This window comes from Flavobacterium sp. GSP27, assembly GCF_003970395.1.
Taxonomy (GTDB): Bacteria; Bacteroidota; Bacteroidia; order Flavobacteriales; family Flavobacteriaceae; genus Flavobacterium.
On record NZ_RYDP01000013.1, the window covers coordinates 32,914 to 51,551 of the forward strand.

At 32.3% G+C, this 18,638-nt stretch carries 17 protein-coding genes; 6 read left to right on the top strand and 11 right to left on the bottom strand.

Going from position 1 to position 18,638, the window contains the following annotated elements:
- Nucleotides 1-198 precede the first annotated feature (198 nt).
- Together EKM05_RS14865 and EKM05_RS11640 are read left to right on the top strand one after the other, a co-directional pair.
- Nucleotides 199-534, top strand: a complete 336-nt coding sequence (locus EKM05_RS14865; protein WP_317125149.1) for a hypothetical protein — start codon at nucleotides 199-201, stop codon at nucleotides 532-534.
- 226 nt (nucleotides 535-760) lie between these two features.
- On the top strand, nucleotides 761-1,345 hold the full coding sequence (locus EKM05_RS11640) for an RNA polymerase sigma factor (RefSeq protein ID WP_126463400.1): 585 nt from the start codon (nucleotides 761-763) through the stop codon (nucleotides 1,343-1,345).
- A gap of 304 nt (nucleotides 1,346-1,649) precedes the next feature.
- Here EKM05_RS11640 and nth read toward each other — a convergent pair whose 3' ends face one another.
- Entirely contained in the window at nucleotides 1,650-2,300 is a 651-nt protein-coding gene (nth, locus tag EKM05_RS11645) for an endonuclease III (protein ID WP_126555464.1), read from the bottom strand.
- Nucleotides 2,301-2,377: 77 nt separating this feature from the next.
- Between nth and bcp the strand changes: the two genes are divergently transcribed.
- Nucleotides 2,378-2,830, top strand: coding sequence for a thioredoxin-dependent thiol peroxidase (gene bcp, locus EKM05_RS11650; RefSeq protein ID WP_126555467.1), 453 nt, complete (start codon nucleotides 2,378-2,380; stop codon nucleotides 2,828-2,830).
- 145 nt (nucleotides 2,831-2,975) lie between these two features.
- Here bcp and EKM05_RS11655 read toward each other — a convergent pair whose 3' ends face one another.
- Nucleotides 2,976-4,439, bottom strand: coding sequence for a TonB-dependent receptor (locus tag EKM05_RS11655; RefSeq protein WP_126463394.1), 1,464 nt, complete (start codon nucleotides 4,437-4,439; stop codon nucleotides 2,976-2,978).
- Between the two features lie 94 nt (nucleotides 4,440-4,533).
- Between EKM05_RS11655 and EKM05_RS11660 the strand changes: the two genes are divergently transcribed.
- A complete protein-coding gene (locus tag EKM05_RS11660; protein ID WP_126463392.1) occupies nucleotides 4,534-5,298 on the top strand; it encodes an MBL fold metallo-hydrolase in 765 nt (254 codons plus the stop codon).
- An 11-nt stretch (nucleotides 5,299-5,309) separates the two neighbouring features.
- A complete protein-coding gene (locus EKM05_RS11665; RefSeq protein WP_126555469.1) occupies nucleotides 5,310-5,810 on the top strand; it encodes a hypothetical protein in 501 nt (166 codons plus the stop codon).
- A 51-nt stretch (nucleotides 5,811-5,861) separates the two neighbouring features.
- Here the strand turns inward: EKM05_RS11665 and EKM05_RS11670 are convergent, their stop codons facing one another.
- From EKM05_RS11670 to EKM05_RS11685, 4 genes are all read right to left on the bottom strand, one after another.
- Nucleotides 5,862-6,512 carry an alpha/beta hydrolase gene (locus tag EKM05_RS11670; RefSeq protein ID WP_126555471.1) on the bottom strand — a complete coding sequence of 217 codons (651 nt, stop codon included), beginning with the start codon at nucleotides 6,510-6,512 and terminating at the stop codon, nucleotides 5,862-5,864.
- A 3-nt stretch (nucleotides 6,513-6,515) separates the two neighbouring features.
- Nucleotides 6,516-6,854 carry a hypothetical protein gene (locus tag EKM05_RS11675; RefSeq protein ID WP_126455457.1) on the bottom strand — a complete coding sequence of 113 codons (339 nt, stop codon included), beginning with the start codon at nucleotides 6,852-6,854 and terminating at the stop codon, nucleotides 6,516-6,518.
- A 4-nt stretch (nucleotides 6,855-6,858) separates the two neighbouring features.
- Nucleotides 6,859-8,112, bottom strand: a complete 1,254-nt coding sequence (locus EKM05_RS11680) for a dihydroorotase family protein (RefSeq protein WP_126555474.1) — start codon at nucleotides 8,110-8,112, stop codon at nucleotides 6,859-6,861.
- A 111-nt stretch (nucleotides 8,113-8,223) separates the two neighbouring features.
- Nucleotides 8,224-10,152, bottom strand: coding sequence for a BatA domain-containing protein (locus EKM05_RS11685; protein ID WP_126555477.1), 1,929 nt, complete (start codon nucleotides 10,150-10,152; stop codon nucleotides 8,224-8,226).
- Nucleotides 10,153-10,334: 182 nt separating this feature from the next.
- On the opposite strand from EKM05_RS11685, the gene EKM05_RS11690 reads away from it, so the two are divergent.
- Complete coding sequence (locus EKM05_RS11690) at nucleotides 10,335-11,447, top strand: lactonase family protein (RefSeq protein WP_126463383.1); 1,113 nt, start codon at nucleotides 10,335-10,337, stop codon at nucleotides 11,445-11,447.
- A 146-nt stretch (nucleotides 11,448-11,593) separates the two neighbouring features.
- Here EKM05_RS11690 and EKM05_RS11695 read toward each other — a convergent pair whose 3' ends face one another.
- The 5 genes from EKM05_RS11695 to EKM05_RS11715 form a co-directional block, all read right to left on the bottom strand.
- Nucleotides 11,594-12,946, bottom strand: a complete 1,353-nt coding sequence (locus tag EKM05_RS11695; protein ID WP_126463381.1) for a DEAD/DEAH box helicase — start codon at nucleotides 12,944-12,946, stop codon at nucleotides 11,594-11,596.
- Between the two features lie 781 nt (nucleotides 12,947-13,727).
- Nucleotides 13,728-15,257 carry a phosphoethanolamine--lipid A transferase EptA gene (gene eptA / locus EKM05_RS11700; protein WP_126555480.1) on the bottom strand — a complete coding sequence of 510 codons (1,530 nt, stop codon included), beginning with the start codon at nucleotides 15,255-15,257 and terminating at the stop codon, nucleotides 13,728-13,730.
- On the bottom strand, nucleotides 15,238-16,065 hold the full coding sequence (locus EKM05_RS11705; RefSeq protein ID WP_199739627.1) for a phosphatase PAP2 family protein: 828 nt from the start codon (nucleotides 16,063-16,065) through the stop codon (nucleotides 15,238-15,240). The genes eptA and EKM05_RS11705 overlap by 20 nt, the downstream gene beginning before the upstream one ends.
- Before the next feature lie 1,016 nt (nucleotides 16,066-17,081).
- The gene (locus EKM05_RS11710; RefSeq protein WP_126555483.1) at nucleotides 17,082-18,032 is read right to left on the bottom strand and encodes a nucleotidyl transferase AbiEii/AbiGii toxin family protein; all 951 of its coding nucleotides are present in this window, start codon (nucleotides 18,030-18,032) and stop codon (nucleotides 17,082-17,084) included.
- The gene (locus EKM05_RS11715; protein WP_126555485.1) at nucleotides 18,025-18,609 is read right to left on the bottom strand and encodes a DUF6088 family protein; all 585 of its coding nucleotides are present in this window, start codon (nucleotides 18,607-18,609) and stop codon (nucleotides 18,025-18,027) included. The genes EKM05_RS11710 and EKM05_RS11715 overlap by 8 nt, the downstream gene beginning before the upstream one ends.
- Between the last annotated feature and the right edge of the window lie 29 nt (nucleotides 18,610-18,638).

Consider the following 18,638-nt stretch of genomic DNA (forward strand, 5'->3'; position numbering starts at 1 on the left):
TCAATTTTGAACAGAGAAAAGGGAATGAACAACTCACAAATAATCATAAAAAGCACGGTTGAAAAGTGCTTTTCTTCTTGTATCGTTTTAATGTTTTCAATCCAATAAATAAATACTATTTTTAATTTTATTTTTGAAAAATTAATAACAAGAACTTTTGAAAACAAAATTATACATTTTTCTTTTTTTAATATCTTTTTGTGTTTTTCGCAAGAGCTACCGCCAATTGTAAAATATTTCTCTACTACTTATGGTGCAGGAAATCAAAACTGGATGATTTCTCAAGATCAAAATCATTATGTTTTCTTTGCAAACAATGAGGGATTATTAGAATTTAATGGATCTAATTGGGAATTGTATCCATCACCAAATGAAACTATTGTTCGTTCTGTAAAAGTGATTGGAAATAAGATTTTTACTGGTTGTTATATGGAATTTCAGTTTTGGAAAAAACGAATAATTAGTGGAGTTTTAGAAATAAAATTGGCGAATTTGATTATTCTGCTAAATATTTTGAAATTACAAACAACTTGAATGTATTCATCGGCATGCTATTTGTGTTGTAAATGTGAAAAAACAAGAAAAATTTTAACAAATTTCAATGAACATCTGTTAATTTATATTAATTTTACTTGGATCTTAAAATAATAATTGGTTAAATTTGAAAACTTTAATAAACCTAAAAACTCTTTAGCCTATATACAAAACTACTTTTTAGAGAAAACTCTCCAATTTTAATTAAAAACTAAAAAGTATAATTATGGTTAATATACAACTCCCTGACGCATTATTGGTAAAGGAATACATCTCAGGTAATGAGGATGCCTTAGCTAAATTGATAAAAAGGCATGAATCAAAAATTTTTGGTTTTATATATTCTAAAATTCCGGATAGAGATATTACCAAAGACATTTTTCAGGATACTTTTATCAAAGTAATAAAAACTTTAAAATCAAATTCGTATAATGAAGAAGGTAAATTTTTACCTTGGGTAATGCGTATTTCCCATAATCTGGTTGTTGATCATTACCGAAAAACTAAAAAAATGCCCATGTTCAGAGAAACGGAAGAGTTTTCCATTTTCTCAATTATGTCCGATGATTCGTTGACCATAGAAAACAAAATAATATCGGAACAAGTCGAAATGGATTTAAAAAAACTAATAGAAGAACTTCCTGCTGATCAAAAAGAAGTTTTAGTGATGCGAATGTACCAGGATATGAGTTTTAAAGAAATTTCAGAGACAACAGGAGTGAGTATCAATACCGCCTTAGGGAGAATGCGTTACGCTTTGATGAATTTGAGAAAAGTGATTGATAAACACCAAATTGTTTTGACTAATTGACAATATACTGAAACTTGCTGCGTTGTAATAGAAAACAAATTTGTATTACTCTATGGCAAAAACTTACTCAAAAAAATCATTAGTTTCTCAAACAATGAAACCCAGTAAAGAAACAATTTCTTTTTTATTAAGCTATTCTAAGGCGTTAAGCATACTGAAAATAGACAATAAAAATTTCGAAATTATATCGAATTGACCAAGAAATAGCAGCTTTCCTATTTTATTTGGATTGTAAAAGACTAGAAAACCGCTTATTCCATTTGGAAGCAGCGGTTTTTTAGCATACTTTATTTTTTAGCATACTTTATTTTTTATAATATGTATCAATAACCGTTTTTCGGCCAATAGTTTTAGTAATAATATCCTGATCTAAATCCCAGCCACGAGCCGGAGAATATTCTCTTCCGTACCAAATAATTTGAAGATGCAGGTCATTCCAAATTGCTTCAGGAAAAAGGCGTTTAGCATCTTTCTCTGTTTGAACTACGTTTTTTCCATTGGTTAAATTCCAGCGGTACATCAAGCGATGAATGTGTGTGTCAACCGGAAAGGCTGGAACTCCAAAAGCTTGGGACATCACGACACTGGCCGTTTTATGTCCTACCGCGGGTAATTCTTCCAGAAATTCAAAACTCTGAGGTACTTTTCCGCCATGTTTGTCAATTAATATATGGGATAAACCATGAATTCCTTTTGATTTCATTGGCGATAAGCCACAAGGCCGAATGATTTCCTTAATTTCTTCGACAGACATTTTGATCATATCAAACGGATTATCTGCTTTTGCAAAAAGTAAAGGAGTGATTTTATTTACTTGAATATCCGTACATTGTGCGGATAATAAAACGGCAATCAGCAACGTATACGGGTCTTTATGATCCAAGGGAATTGGAATCGTAGGATATAGTTTTTTTAACGTATTTATAACAAAAATTACACGTTCCTGTTTATTCATTATTTATTAAATTTGATTGGTAAAGAAAAACAATTTCGGCGGTATTAGCAAAATTCAAATTCAAATCAATAAAAATAATGACAACATTAAAAAAAGGAGATAAAGCACCTGATTTTTCAGGTCTGGATCAAGACGGAAAATTACATCAATTAACAGATTATGGAGGTAAAAAATTAGTTATTTTCTTTTATCCAAAAGCAAATACTCCAGGATGTACAGCTGAGGCTTGTGACTTAAGAGATAATTTCGAGCGATTTGAAGCAAACAATTATGCTCTTCTGGGCGTTAGTGCCGATGTTCAAAAAGCACAGGCCAAGTTTAAGGAAAAGTATAACTTTCCTTTTCCATTACTTGCAGATGAAGACAAATCAGTGATACAGGCTTTTGGGGTTTGGGGTCCCAAGAAATTTATGGGAAAAGAGTATGACGGGATCCACAGGACTACTTTTGTAATTGATGAAAACGGGATTATTGATGAGGTTATCTCGGCTGTAAAAACCAAAGTGCATGCTGCTCAGATACTAAAATAAGGATTCCGTGGTAGTCATCCTTTATTGCATTTGCAAATATAAATACAAACCAACTTTTAATAATAAACAAAGTCCAGATCTGCGGTTTTAATCGACCCCAGCTCTGGACTTTGTTTTTAATTTAACTCAAAATTTGACTACTGATTCACGAATTGATTTCCTTCAAAACTTTATTAGGATCAAATCCAAAAAGTCTGTGTTCCTTAATTATTTCTGCAATACCAGGGGGAAGCATTGTTTCCCAACCGGGCTTTCCATTATTAATCATATTTAAAACTTCACGAGAGAACACCTCTAAAATAGAGGGGTCATAATCATCTATATCAACTACTTTTCCGTTGAATTTAAAGAATTTATAGAGTTCTTTCATTCTTGGGTGTACTTTTAAATTTTCGGAGGTGATTATTTCTCCATTTTCCCCAATCATTGGATACAAGAATACTTTCATGTCGCGGTAGAATAATTTCCCGAAAGCTTCCAGAATTCCGCCACTTAAATGACGGTAATATTTCTCGTCAAAAATATCTATTAAATTATTCACGCCCATGGCTAATCCCATTCTGGCTTTGGTATAATTCGCAAAATACTCCACTACCTTGTAATATTCCTGAAAATTTGAAATCATTACGGTTTGTCCAAGTGAACAGAGTAATTCAGCTCGATCCATAAAATCTCTTTCATCGATTTCTCCATCAGATCGTAGGTTGGATAATGTAATTTCAAAAATCACTAATGTGTTTTCCGGACTGACCTTGTTCTCATTTAAAAACATTTTTAATGATTTCTCATACATGTCCATGTTGACTTTTGTAACCGGACGAAAACTACCCCTAAAAGCAAGGATGTTTTTCTTGTATAATATAGCAGCAGGAAGTATGTTTATTCCATCAGGATTAAACATAACGGCATCAGTCATTCCATTTTTGACTAATTGTAAACTCATCAAACGATTGTCAACATCAGCAAAACGTGGACCTGAGAAATTTATGGTGTCTATTTCTAATTGATCTTTGTCTAAATGATCATACAAATAACGCAAGAGACGTTTGGGATCATTGTATTTGTAATACGCCCCGTAAATTAAATTTACGCCCAGAATACCCAATGTTTCCTGTTGCAAACGCACATCAGTTTCTTTAAATCGAATGTGAAGAATAATTTCATTATAATCCTCATCCGGCTCAATTTGATAACTAATACCAACCCAGCCATGTCCTTTGAATTGTTTGGCAAAGTCAATAGTGGCCACGGTATTCGCATAGCTAAAAAACATTTTATTAGGATGTTTTTCTCTGCTTAGCCTTTTTTCTATTAGATTTACTTCATGAGAAAGCATTTTTTTGAGTCGACTTTCGGTCACATAACGACCGTCCTCTTCAATTCCATAAACGGCATCGCTAAAGTCTTTGTCATAGGCTGACATTGCTTTTGCAATTGTACCTGACGATCCACCAGATCTAAAAAAATGTCTTACAGTTTCCTGTCCAGCGCCAATTTCTGCAAAAGTTCCATAGATATTTTCGTTCAAATTGATACGAAGTGCTTTATCTTTGACTGAAGGGATTTGTTCGATGATTTTATCACCTTTTAATTTTATTTCTGTATCCATTTTCTTTTAATATGGCTAATATTTTGTAAAGTTAGTTAAATAGGTTTCTAATGAAAGGGAATTAACCCTATTTTTGCAAATAAAATAAAGAAAGTTGACGGTATATTTTTTAGGAACTGGTACATCACAAGGCATTCCTGTTATTGGTAGTAATCATCCTGTTTGTAAAAGCTCTGATTCTAAAGATAAAAGACTGCGCGTCTCTGTATGGATTTCTTGGGAGAATTATTCTTTTGTAATTGATTGCGGACCTGATTTCAGACAGCAAATGCTTGCGTCAAATTGCCAGAAAGTAGATGGTATTTTATTTACTCATGAACATGCGGATCATACCGCAGGAATCGATGATATTCGGCCTTTTAATTTCAAACAAGGAGAAATTCCAATTTATGCACATCAACGGGTTATAACTAATCTAAAAAGACGTTTCGATTATGTTTTTGAAACGGTCAATAAATATCCCGGTGCGCCTTCTGTTACAACTATTGAAGTTGTCAACAACCAGTCATTTGCCATTGGCAACAAAACGGTTGTCCCCATCAGTGTCATGCATGGAAATCTTCAGGTTTTTGGGTATCGAATTGATGATTTTGCCTACTTAACGGATGTGAAAACTATTGAAAAAAGTGAAATAGTCAAGTTAAAAAATCTAAAGGTATTGGTTGTGAATGCTTTACGGGAAGAGTCTCATGAAACGCATTTCAATTTAAAAGAAGCGTTGGATTTTATAGCTTTGGTCCAACCAGAAAAAGCCTATCTCACACACATTAGTCATATCATGGGGTATCACGAAGAGGTTCAAAAAAATCTCCCCGAGCATGTTTATCTCGCCTATGATAATCTAGAAATTAAAATTTAATTATATTTAAAATGAAAAATTCATTATTCCTGTACCTTACTATTCTGGCTGTGCTTTCTACTGTTTTTACGTATATGTTTTTGAGTAAACAAGTAGTATTTGAGCAAACTAGATATGAAAAAACCACTAAAAAATTAAGAGACAGTCTGAGTTTGGTTTCGAATCAATTAGTGGATGCCAACTATTTTTCTTTGGAAAAAAATGAGAATGCTCAAAATTATTTTGATACTACAAGCGCTAACAAAACAATTCAATACGAGAAATTGATTCCTTTCGTCACTGAAAAATTATTGGATTTGAACGCCAACCCAAAGGGAAATCCGTATACGGGTCAAGATCAAATTAGCACAAATAAATTTATTATTAACAAAGTCAAAATACTAAACCACAGATGGATTATTGCTGATTATAGTGATGGTGAAATTTGGGGTGAAGTTTTGTTGAAATATTTTGTCAATGAAGATAAAAGTATTTCTTTTGAGGTCAATCAATCGTTGTTGTACCAAAAATAATTAAGGTGCCGTATTCCGTTTATAAAGACCTGAATACGGCACAAATATTATTTATTCATTCTCTAAAATCCAGTTTTTGAAGTCATAAAAATTCTGTGGAGCAACTCCATGACCTATAGGATATTCTTTGTAGGTTATATTTATCCCTAAATTTTCTACTATTGCTGGTGTTTTTCTAGCCCATTCAACTGGAATTACTTGATCCACTGTTCCATGTGAAGCAAATATTTTCAGGGTATGAAAGTTGTTTTTTAGGTAATCCTCAGTGACAATTTCTAAATTTAAGTACCCGCTCATCGCAACTACTTTCTGAACCTTTTCAGGGTACGAAAGTGCAATTGCATAACTCAATATAGATCCTTGGCTGAAGCCAATCAATGTGACTTTCTCAGCATTTATGGGGTAGGTTTGAATTAATTCATCAATAAATCCGGCAATTAAATCTCTTGAAACTTTGGCTTGATCGTGATCCGAAAATTTATTTTGATCCGCATCAAAATTGATTGCATACCATGCATATGCACCGTATTGCATGTTATAAGGCGCACGTGATGAAACAATATAATATTCATCAGGAAGCTCGGTTGCAAATGAAAATAAATCGTCTTCATTGCTGCCGTATCCGTGCAATAAAAGTAAAAGTGGATTTTCGTCTAATTTTATTTTAGGCTCTCGTATTTTATATTCTAAAGATAAATTCATGGATTATGAGATGTTTGATAACCATTTTTGATAATACGTTCCCAATAATGGAACCGGTTTTGTTTCTCCTTTTATAGCACTGGTAATACCGTAAGACCATAAAACAAATACGAAAATCCACATGGGAGCCGAAATCATTAGGCTGTCAAAATTGCTGATGATTAATCCCAGTGATATGAATGTTAAAGTAAGTCCCAGTCCTTGACGGATGTGAAATGAAGCAAATTCATTTTTGTCCTCGGAGTTCATAGACATGGCAATAAATACGCCAATTCCTAAAATATAACTGGTGATTGCGGCCGTCTTTCCTGACTCTGAATTATTATTATTAATAGTATTCATTTTTTTATGCTAAAATTAATTTTCCTTGATTCACAATTCCGTACACTTTACCTCTTAGTTCAGTTCCTAAAAAAGCAGTGTTTTTAGATTTGGATAAAATGGATGATTTTGTAAAAATGCTTTTTGGTTCCGGATTAAATAAGGTAATATTTGCTTTTGAACCTTGATTAATTGATACTGTTTCGATGCCAAAAGTTGTTTTTCCTGAAGTGAGTTTTTCTATTACGGTTTCTAATGGCAAAACAGTCATCAAAGCTCCAAAAGCACTTTCCAGACCAATAGTTCCATTCTTGGCTCCATCAAATTCCATTTTTTTGTGCTCAATATCCATCGGATTATGGTCGGATGTAATCATATCGATCGTTCCGTCTTTTATTCCTTTCAGTAATGCTTTCCTATCGGTTTCAGTTCTAAGCGGTGGAGAAATTTTATAACGGGTGTCAAAACCTTCCAGTTTTTCATCGGTTAAAACTAAATGATGTACTGCCACGCTGCACGTTACATTTAGTCCGTTAGCTTTAGCCTCTTTGATTAATTGAACTGATTTTTTAGTAGAAATGGTTGGAATATGAAGTTTTCCGCCGGTATATTCTAACAGAAATAAATTCCGTGCAATTTGTATTTCTTCGGCAAGATTTGGAATTCCTTTTAAACCCAGTCGGGTCGAAACTATGCCTTCATTGGCCACTCCATTTCCTTTTATATTTTCGTCTTGGGAAAAAGCAAGAAGTAATCCATCAAAATCCTGAACGTATTGTAAGGCTATTTTTAGCAAATTAGCATTATCTAAACTTTTATTATAATCTCCAAAAGCAACGGCTCCCGCTTTTTTCATGTCATACAATTCAGCCATGTCTTTTCCTGCACTTTCTTTGCTCAAAGCGCCGATAGGATACAGTTGAGTTGCAAATCCTTGTGCTTTGTTCAAAACAAAATTGACTTGGGATTGATTGTCAATAATAGGAAAGGAGTTGGGTTGTAATGCGATTGCCGTGAAACCACTTTTGGCAGCTACAGTAAGTCCGTTTGCTATGGTTTCACGGTCTTCATAACCAGGCTCCCCGAGCGAAACGCTACTATCAAACCAGCCTTGGGAGACATGTAAATTATCAAGTTGTATTTCTTCTGCTTTATCCAGATTTGGGAGCCAGGTTCCAATTTTTTGTATAAAACCATCAACAATTAAAATATCTGCAGTCTTATTATGAAAGGGACTTTTCGAATCGATAATTTTGGCGTCTCTGAGGATTAATTTCATATGTAGATACTATTTGTTTTTTTGATTGAATATGAAATTTGCATTGACTTTTATGACTAAAGTACATTCATGCTCATTTTATATTGATTTTTAAGTATTGAACTTCGTTATTTACTTTACGAATCGTATAATTGCCATTTCGGTTATTAGAAATAACAGTGCAAAGATAACAAACCATTTCCAAATTTGATTATCAGTTCTGTCAGTTTGTAAAGTGTCAAAGAACGATGGTATTGATTCGATTGTTTTATAGTCAGAAAGAATAGTCTCATTGGCTGAAGCCAAATCACTTTCGGTTCGGTTGTAATTGAAACTAATGTTTTCAATCCACTCTTTTGTATTGTAAATGCTGAAATTCCCTGCTTGTATCGGATAATCATTGAAAGTCATTTTGACTTTATTATTCAGAATTTGTTGGATAGGAATAAATTGTTCGTCTAAGCCTTTTGCCGTTAAAATAGCGCCTTTGTTTAGCGATGCTTCTATAAAATGCGGGTTGTTATTACCAATTATCAAGGCATTTACTCCGTTGTTTTGATTGTGCATCGCCATCTTGTAAAATGTAGGTACAATTAATGGAGATTGCTGAAAATTTGAATTTTCGATGTTAATAGGAGCAGCAAAAAAACTAACTGCTGAAACCGAATTTGCTATCGATGTCAAGAAAACGCTTTGGTCTTCATAAGACAAAGCAGCAGGAGAGGAACTGGATATTACAAAAGATTTTTTTGTCTTTGGATATTGAAAATTAGTCACTTTATTTTCAAAAACACTATGGAATATAGGATGATTGAAGTTGATTTTAGTAATCAGTTTTTCTCTGTTTTCTAAAGAACTAAATTTGAGGTTTCCAAAATTCGACAAAAAAGAATTTATATTGGTAATGGAACTTATCGCCGAAGGAATCACAATTAAATTGCCGCCTTTTTCTACAAAAGAGTTCAAAGTGGTTATCAAAGCTTGCGGAATTTCATCCAATTCATTAAGAATAATTGCGTCTTGTTCTTCCAGTTTATTATAGTCTAAGGTGCTTAAGGTATAATTGTTATAATTGAATTCTTCACTGGTATAAATTCTGGAAAGGAAGTTGCTTTTCACTAGTTCTCCAATGCTGATAATATTGGTTTTCTTCGTTTTTGAAATACTGAAAAAAAACGTGTTGTCATAAGATAAACCATCGTCAACTATAGAAAAATAACCATGAAAGGATTGTTTAGGAATCGTGAAACTGAGGTTTTTTTTCTTTGTGTCTAAAGTTGTTATCGTTTTAGCAATAAGCTTGTTTTCATTGTATAGAGAAATTGGAATCGGGTTGAAATTCTTGCCATAACTGGATATTTGGACACTAATTTCATAAAAATTTTCTACTGTTTTATGGATGAATACGCTGTCAATAGAAACATTGTTTTTTTGTTCTGCTTTTGGAATTATAAATGAAGGAGAATCAGTTGCATCACTATTTTTCAGTTGTTGTTCATCAAGACCTACCGCATCCGTAATGATGACGATATCTTTATTAAAAGCTGATTTATGCGCTTTTATTTTTGCCATTATATTGTCTAATTGGAACGGAGTTGGGCTGTATTTTAGATTTTGTAAAGCACTACGAACAGACTTTATATCCGTGTTCCAATAATTTTCGGAATTGGTAATTAAAGAAAAATTTACATTTTCCGGAGTTTCTTCAAGTAATTCCTGAACCGCTCTTTTTAATAATTCCCCTTTTTTGCCTTTGGCTTGCATGCTAAAAGAATTGTCCAAAATAATATACAATTCATTGGTGGCATTTTTGCTGTCTTGGGACTCGAAAAAAGGTTGCGAAAATGCGAAAATAAGGCAAGTTAGAAGTAATAAACGACAGGCGAGAAGCAACCATTTTTTGATTTTAGAGCTTTTTCTGGTTTGAATTGAAAGTGCTTTTAAGAACCGAACATTGGTGAAATATTCTTTTTTGAAATGGCGTAATTGAAACAAATGAACCAAAATTGGAACAATCAACAAGAACAGAAAGTATAAAATTTCGGGATGTTTAAAATGCATTCTGAGGTTGAGTTTACTTTACTGTATTTTGTTTTCAACGGTGTTCATTGAATTTCAGGAATCAAAAATACAAATTTGTTGACAGTTTTAGATGAAGTTGTTATAATTTTTCAAAGGAATAAACTATTGACATTCATTAGGAATATAATGTGTATTTTAGCTTTCTAATAAATTTTAAAAACATGAAAAAGCCGTTTGCGGTTCTTCTATTAATCTTCCTTTTTACAAGTGTTCATGCACAAAAAAACAAATTGAATTTACTAATAGGAACCTATACCCAAAGTTGTGACAGTAAAGGAATTTATGTATATGATTTTGATTCAAACACAGGCGATTTCAGTTTTAAAAATGCGACTGAAAAGGTTATAAATCCCAGTTATTTAACGGTTTCAAAAAATAATAATTTTGTGTATTCCGTAAACGAAAATGGGACTAAAAGTACGGTGAGTTCTTTTAGCTATAATCCAGCAAGAGGAAAATTAGACTTAATCAACAAGCAAAGCTCCAAGGGTGCGGATCCTTGTTACATAATCAATGACGATAAAAATGTAATTGTTGCTAATTATTCCGGGGGAAATATTTCCGTTTTTGCTAAAAATAACGACGGAAGTCTAGCTGAAGCGAAGCAAGTTATTCAACATTATGGAAAAGGAACTAATACACAAAGACAAGAAGGTCCGCACGTACACATGGTTCATTTTTCTCCAGATAAAAAGTTTGTTTTGTCTAACGATTTAGGGAATGACAAAGTATATTCATACGCTTATAATCCTAATGCTGAACACACTGTTTTAGAATTAAAAGACAGCATTTCAGTGAAATCCGGGAGTGGACCCAGACATTTAACCTTTAGCAAAGATGGTAAATTTGTTTATTTATTACAGGAACTGGACGGCGCGCTAACAGTATTTAGTTATTCTAACGGAACATTGACAAAGATTGATGAAACGATTATTTTAGCCAAAGATTTCAAAGGATCATTTAGTGCTGCGGATATCCATATTTCACCTGACGGTAAGTTTTTATATGCCTCTAATCGCGGTGAAGCAAATAATATCACCATTTTTGAACTTCTAAAAAACGGAAAATTACTATTGAAAGGGCAAACCAGTAGTTTAGGAAAAGGACCTCGAAATTTCACCATTGACCCAACGGGAAATTTTCTTGTAGTAGCACATCAATATACCAATGATGTAGTGATTTTTAAAAGAAATAAAAAGACAGGATTGCTTGCTGATACTGGTAAAAAAATTGTTTTGTGTTCTCCGGTTTGCTTGGTTTTTACTAAGAATTAAACTTGAAAATTCACAAAAAAAGTGTTGAAAAACGAAAATTATTTTTCAACACTTTTTACTATTTATTTTTGTTTTTATCTTTAGACCTCGATGTTCAAAAAAAAATCAGGATTTAGAAACTGAACACTCGAAACTGAACACTGATCTTATTTGTTCTTGTCTTTTCTCTTTTTATCTCTGGTTTTTAGCATATTTCTATTTACAGAACCGTGTGTTTTTTTCTTGGTTACCCCAGGGCCGCCTAAATTGACTTTTTTATTCTTTTTACTTTTCTCTTGAAAAGCGCCATCTCCGTCAAGTTTTTGTTTTTTCATCATAAACTTGATCGGTTGTCTCTCTTTTTCAGGTTCAATTAATTTTGATGAAATTTCTACGGTTTCTGGGAAAGGTTCAATAGCTAATTCCATATTCATCAGCACTTCAATCTCTACTTTAAATTCTTCTTCGCGAGGTGCGATAAGACTTATAGCGGTTCCTGTAGCATCTGCACGACCGGTTCGACCAATTCTGTGCATATATAGTTCAGGTAATTCAGGCATTTCAAAATTGATAACGTGGGTAATATTAGAAATATCCAAACCTCTGGCCATGATGTCAGTAGTAATCAAACCACGTAAATTTCCTTCTTGGAACGAAGCCATCGTACTCAAACGATAATTTTGTGATTTATTCGAGTGAATTACTCCAAACTGACCTTCAAAATCCTCCTCGATTCGTTCGTGAACCATATCAGAAATTTTCTTATTATTGACAAACACCAGCACACGGCTCATGTCTTCGTTGTTTTGCAATAAGTGTTTTAAAAGGTTTATTTTAGTATTAAAATTAGGAACCTGATAGGATATTTGTTTGATGTTTTCCAGAGGTGTTCCTGATGCCGAAAGCGTAACTTCTTGAGGATAATCAAAATAATCATTCAAAATCGCATCTACTTCATCTGTCATAGTTGCTGAAAACAGAATGTTTTGACGTTTTTTAGGCATCATGGCCAATATAGAAGTCAATTGGGTACGGAAACCTAAATTCAGCATTTCATCAAACTCATCTATTACCAGCTTTTGCATTTCTTCAAAACGAATCACATTATCCAGCGTTAAATCCATGATTCTTCCTGGAGTTCCCACTAGTATGTCGCAACCTGCATACACTGCTTTCTTTTGGGTATTGATATTGACACCTCCAAAGATTCCAATAGTACGAACCGACATGTATTTTGTCAATTTCTCAATTTCTTCCGCAACTTGTACAACAAGTTCACGAGTAGGAACCAGGAGCACTATTTTTGGGGTATGCCCGGGAGTAAATTTATATAGTTTCAACAAAGGCAAAAGGTAAGCAAATGTTTTACCAGTACCGGTTTGAGCGATTCCCATCATATCTCTTCCTGACATTATCACAGAAAATGTTTTTTCTTGAATAGGAGTAGGAGTTGTAAACCCTAAATCATCTATCGCTTTTTGTACGGATTTAGGAAGATTGAATTGCTCAAAAGTAGTCATTTGCTTAAATTTTTTGCAAATATAGTCTTTTTGAAAGTAATGCTCTAAAAATGATAAATATCACAAATCAAACGCATTAAAATCACCAGTTTTCCATTTAATTTTTCAAGCAAATTATATTAAATTCAACAGATTATACGTGATAAATATGTTTGTTGTTAGTGTATTTATTTGATAAGTAGCAAGAAAGATATATTGTCGCAATTATTAAAAAGAGTTTTTGCCACAGATTGTAAGGATTAAAAAGATTTTTAAAATTACATAACGAATTAATCTGTGCTAATCTGTGAAATCTGTGGTAAAGAAATTTAGTGCTTTATTAAAATACGACATTAAATTTTAGTCATTACTTAGATGCACAATATTTAATAATTTATATCAAAAGGATGGTAAAGGCAAATAATATTTGTCATAAAGAAATAATATGCGGTTAGTTAGATACCGACCTCGAAGTTTTATAATTAAATTAGCAATGAATTGACGGTTGATGATAAATAGTGTCTCAACCAAGATATGGAAAGAATAGCAAATATACTTTTACAAATCAACAAATCCAGGTTAATTAAGATTATACTTCAAGCAGAAAATAGTCAAGCAGGACTTAAAAACTCGCAACGCCAGAAACCGAAAAACGGTAATGCTCTTTTGGTCACTACTATATTGACAATATAAATCAAATGATCGATTTCTTGAAAGTAATCATTTTAAATAGTTTGTGAATAAAAAGCACTGAATTACAAGGGTTAAAAATGTTTTTACTAAAAGAGATACGAAGTTTTACTTATTTAAAAATGTTCAATTCTTCGTTATAAATAGGACTTTGAATATTTAAAAAATTTAAAACACTGTGAAATACATGGTTTTGAGACAACATCTCATTAGGTTTTAAATGTTTTGAACTGTTATCAGAATACCAAACTATAAAAGGGATTTCATATTGTTCTTTTGGTGCAATACTCAAAGGTAAACCATGCATGTATAGGTTTTTTTCTCCCAAAGATTCACCATGGTCAGACACAAAAATCATAGTACTTTTATAGGCAGTCAATTGCTTTAAATCTTTAATTATATTGGCTAATATATAATCGGTATACACAATGGTATTGTCGTAAGCATTGATTAGTTCTGTTTGAGAACAATTAGCTAATTCAACGCTTTTGCAAACGGGTTTAAAAGTCTCAAATTCAGGGGGATATTTCTTGCTGTATGTAGGTCCATGACTTGTACTTGTATGTAAAACGATTAATATTTTATTCTTTTTACTGGCTAAAATTTGTTCCTTTAATCCGCTCAAAAGTACTTCATCATAATTACAGCCATCGCCTTTGCAATTTGGCATTAGAAATGCTCTGTTTTGATAATTTTTTATATGAATTGGTGGCTCTCCCCAATTTGTTGTTCTCCAAATAACCTCAACATTATTTCGATGCAAATAATTGGGCAAAATTTCATACAAATCATCGGTGTTTTTATGTTCTAAAATACTTTTCACACCTGCAGTGGTATAGGTTGCATCCGATTTTGCATTAAAATGAAATACATTATTAGTTTTAGAGAGTAGGGGATTTGTGTTTTTGTTGTATCCATACAAAGAAAAATTTTGACTTCTTGCAGATTCGCCAATAACTAAAACTACAACTGATTTTTGATTATCTTTTATTGTTGCATTTGGTAATAAAATTTCTTTTTCATTTTTTTTGGATTCATGTGCATAAAAAAGTGAAATATTTACAGTATAAGACCAAGGCATTGCAAGTCCGCCCAAAGTTTTTGAATTTTTATCAATCCACAAAACATTACTTGAATTGGCAATTACTAAACCTAAAATAAATAATAAAGTCAATGAGATCAGGACAAAAAATCTTTTTACTGTAACATTTATGACTTTAACTTTGATGATATAAATACTAGGAATTATGCCCAGAAAAAGTAAGTATACAACTAATTTGAACGAAAAAAAACTGCTAGACTCATCATAATTGGTATTAAGTATATTGCCTATCATACTTTCGTCAATGATAACACTATAGGTATTAACGAAGTAAACGGCAACTGAATTTATTATAAAGAACAACACTAAAAGAAATTTCCCAACATAACGCGACAGGAAAAAAAGCAGAAAAAAAACGAAAGCATTTAGCACTAACATTAGAATCATCAAACTAAGAATTAAAAACATTCCGTTCAAGTTTTTATATTCAACGTTATTAAACACAAATTTAAAAAACGGATAATGAAAGAATATAAAATTAAGAAAACTCATCAATAAGACAAAATGAGTTAATTTTAAATTATTTTTTAACGTATACATGAATGATTTTATAAAGTGAAACAATTAAACTAATTAACGCCAAATCAAATATGATGAAACTTTCTCGATTTATTTTGATGATGAATGAAATACCGCAGATCACAATCAACAGAATAAAAATTGGATAGTATTTTTTATTATTTACCCAATTCCATATTTTATATTTTCGGCTGGCAAAAATACCAATAAGACCCGAAATATATCCTATAATACTGCCTATAATGACGTCTAGCGGATGATGTGCTCCAACACCCACTCTGGAAAACACAATAATCAATCCTGTAAATACAACAGAAAAGACCCATAAGATTTTATAGTTTAACTTTTCAGTCATAAATGCAAACAACAAAACGGTGAGTATAGTAAAAACTGTAATGGAATGCCCAGAAGGCAAACTACTAAATCCGATAGCTGTTTTTCCTACAATGATAAAACTATGATTGTCAAAAATTTGAGCAGGTCGAGGTACTAAGAACAAGTTTTTTAAGAGGCAAGAAAATAGGAGGGAAGCCAATGAAGCTGTTAATATTGCCTCCCATATTTTAGGTGCATACACGATGAAAATAATTAAAAATGACAAAAAAACAGAGGCATCGCCTAATTGGGTAAGATTGTATTCTAAATTTGGATATTGACCTAAATAATGGTTAATATATAAAAAGTAGTCCTTTTGAATTTGTACATACTTAAAAGTAGTTAAAGAATCTTGGCTGAAAAGAAATATAAGAATAACCAATAACAATATAAGCGGTAAAAAAAACAAAGTTGTTTTTAGTTTGGCGTAATTATTAATAACTTTTACATTCATTATAATTTTATGTTTTCAGATTTAGATGAACAAATTTATTTAAAACTCGCATACATTTATGACACCTTATTCGGTTAACGAACCACTTAATAAGTATTCCGGTGAAACTGTACCACTTTTTTAATGATATTTTCTGGGATCAAAATTAGATGTTTTTTTCTAATTATTTTTCATTTTTTTATGCATCGATTCACCCTTATGTTCGAACCTAATTGCGGAGTGAATTATCCTATCTGTAACTATTTAGGTTGCAATAAAGCAAACTTGGCTATCTAATTCTAAATGATTGGTAGAGTTTTAAACGAAATTTTGATAAAAGAGGGATATGCAAAGCCATATAACAATGTTTTCCGTGAAACGCTTCTATGTATCAGGAATGGAATTTACAAGCTAAAAACAAAAAATAGGATTGTATTCTATTGTAAATAAATTTTAATTTATTTTGTTGGGAAATAGCAAAATAAAAAAATCGTAAAAACTTAAAATATAGCTTATTACGATTTTTTTAAAGTGGAGTCGATGGGACTACAATCGAACACCTAATTCCTATATTAACTTTTTTTGACAGCTTAAAATTGTAATGTAATCATTTGATTTTAAGTGATTTGATTTTTTTTAATTCAATGATTATTTTTTAGGTTTAAAATATTTACCTAACTGTTTTTAACGTTTTTCAATAATTCTAAGTTTTTTAAAGATAAAAAGTTGTGTTTAAAAGAACCGTTAGAGTTCGACTGTCGAACTCTTTTTCACAGTCGAACACTTTAGAGATTAGAGTAATAGAAAAAAGTATATATAAAAATATGAAAAAAAATTAGGTTTTTCTTTTGCGGAGAAAGAGGGATTTGTATTCCATTTCTAACCGGTTGATATTGTTACGTTTTAATAACTTTTATTATCCTAGGGTCTTGCTTTTCTCCTCAATTTTGACTCGAAAATTTTAGAATCCACCCATAGCAAATATAATGAAATATTTAGATTTAAAATTATTCAAGAGCATGGCTTAATTTAGAAAACTACAATTTATCAACCCATTTACCGATTTCAACAAGTAGTTCGTCAAAGTTAGGTTGACCTTTGTAATACAATTTTGCCGTTTTTTTATAGCGTTTTATAAATCGCTCTCTAAGTTCTAAATTCTTCAATAAAAAAGCTTCATTATCAGCAATGAGTATTTCATAGTCTTTGGGAGGAAAACGAGCTTCTTTGTGTTTCTGATATTCTTTTGTGCCTATGAATGATTTTACTGTATTATCTTGTAACAGACTATAGACATCGTAGTACTGGCGCATCAAATTTTGTCTTTCTATTTTATCTTCCTGCTCCTGCCTAAATTTGGTTGCAATTGTTTGTAGTTTTTCGACAAAAGTGTACCCAATGTGATAGCAGGCAATATCTACAGCCCGATTGTCAATTATGTCTACTTTTTGCTGTATTGCTTTTTCGTATGCCCAAGACGATATTGTTAGAGGGTTGTTTGGTGTTACCGTGTCAAATCCAACTTCCAGTAAAATTCCTTCTTTAACTCCTTCAATTGTTTCCATTATACTCTCATAATGTAATCGTATGCCTCCACTGCGGTATTGCTTTAGGTCGTCAAATGTTTCATCTCTTTTTACTGCTATGATTCCGTTTATTTTTATTTCATCTGCCAATCCATCATAAAAATTTTTTCTTTTTTGAATATTCCGGGGCTTATTGTTGTTTGGGTTTTCATTTATTTCCATTTCAGCCGGTGGTTTGATATGGAGGTCGATGTCTTCGGAGAAACGGTGTATAATTTCATATCCTTTGGATAGAGAAGTACCTCCTTTGAGTTCGAATTGAAACCCTTGCTGTTTTAGCCCGAACAACACATGCATAATCCAATAGTCTTTTTCGATAAGTCCAGGTTCGATATTTAATTCTGCTCCTACAATACGCAGGAGATCACGGAAGTTTTTATGGTTGTGTAAGTAATCAGACATATTGTGCTGTTATAACAGGTTCCAACAATTTTTTTGCTTTAACACTGCCGTACTCCTGAAGTGATTTTTTTAGTTTTTTAGCATCCATTGTTTTTGCTTTCAATCTCACTTTTGACACTACTTCTTTTGGGTCTTCAGCTAATTGGTCGAGATTGTTTAACAGGTCTACCAATAAAAATTCTGGGGTGGCTTTTAATGGGAAATGAGGTTTTACCCTAAATGAAAATGTCATACCGCCGAGGTTGAAATCTCCATGACGTTTGTGGTTGTAAACCGTTTTGCTGTTGTATAACTGAGTGGTTCCTACTCCCAGAGAATTATAAGCATTTAAGGAAGTTACCAAAAAACGTTTGTCTTTGAGAAAAGAGCGCACCAATACTTCTTCTTCTGGAGGTGTTTCTCCAAAGACTGTTACTTCGGGATAATAGTATAAGCCTTGTGACAGTTTTTGCAAAGTGCCTTCCTGCACCAACTCATCTAAATGGCGGTCAACGGATTTTGACCATTTGGACAAATCAGCCCTACGGTATACTTTTCCTCGTTTTAAATGTTTTTTTAATTCTTGTAATTTATTCATGTTACAAAGTTAATAAATATTATTTAATT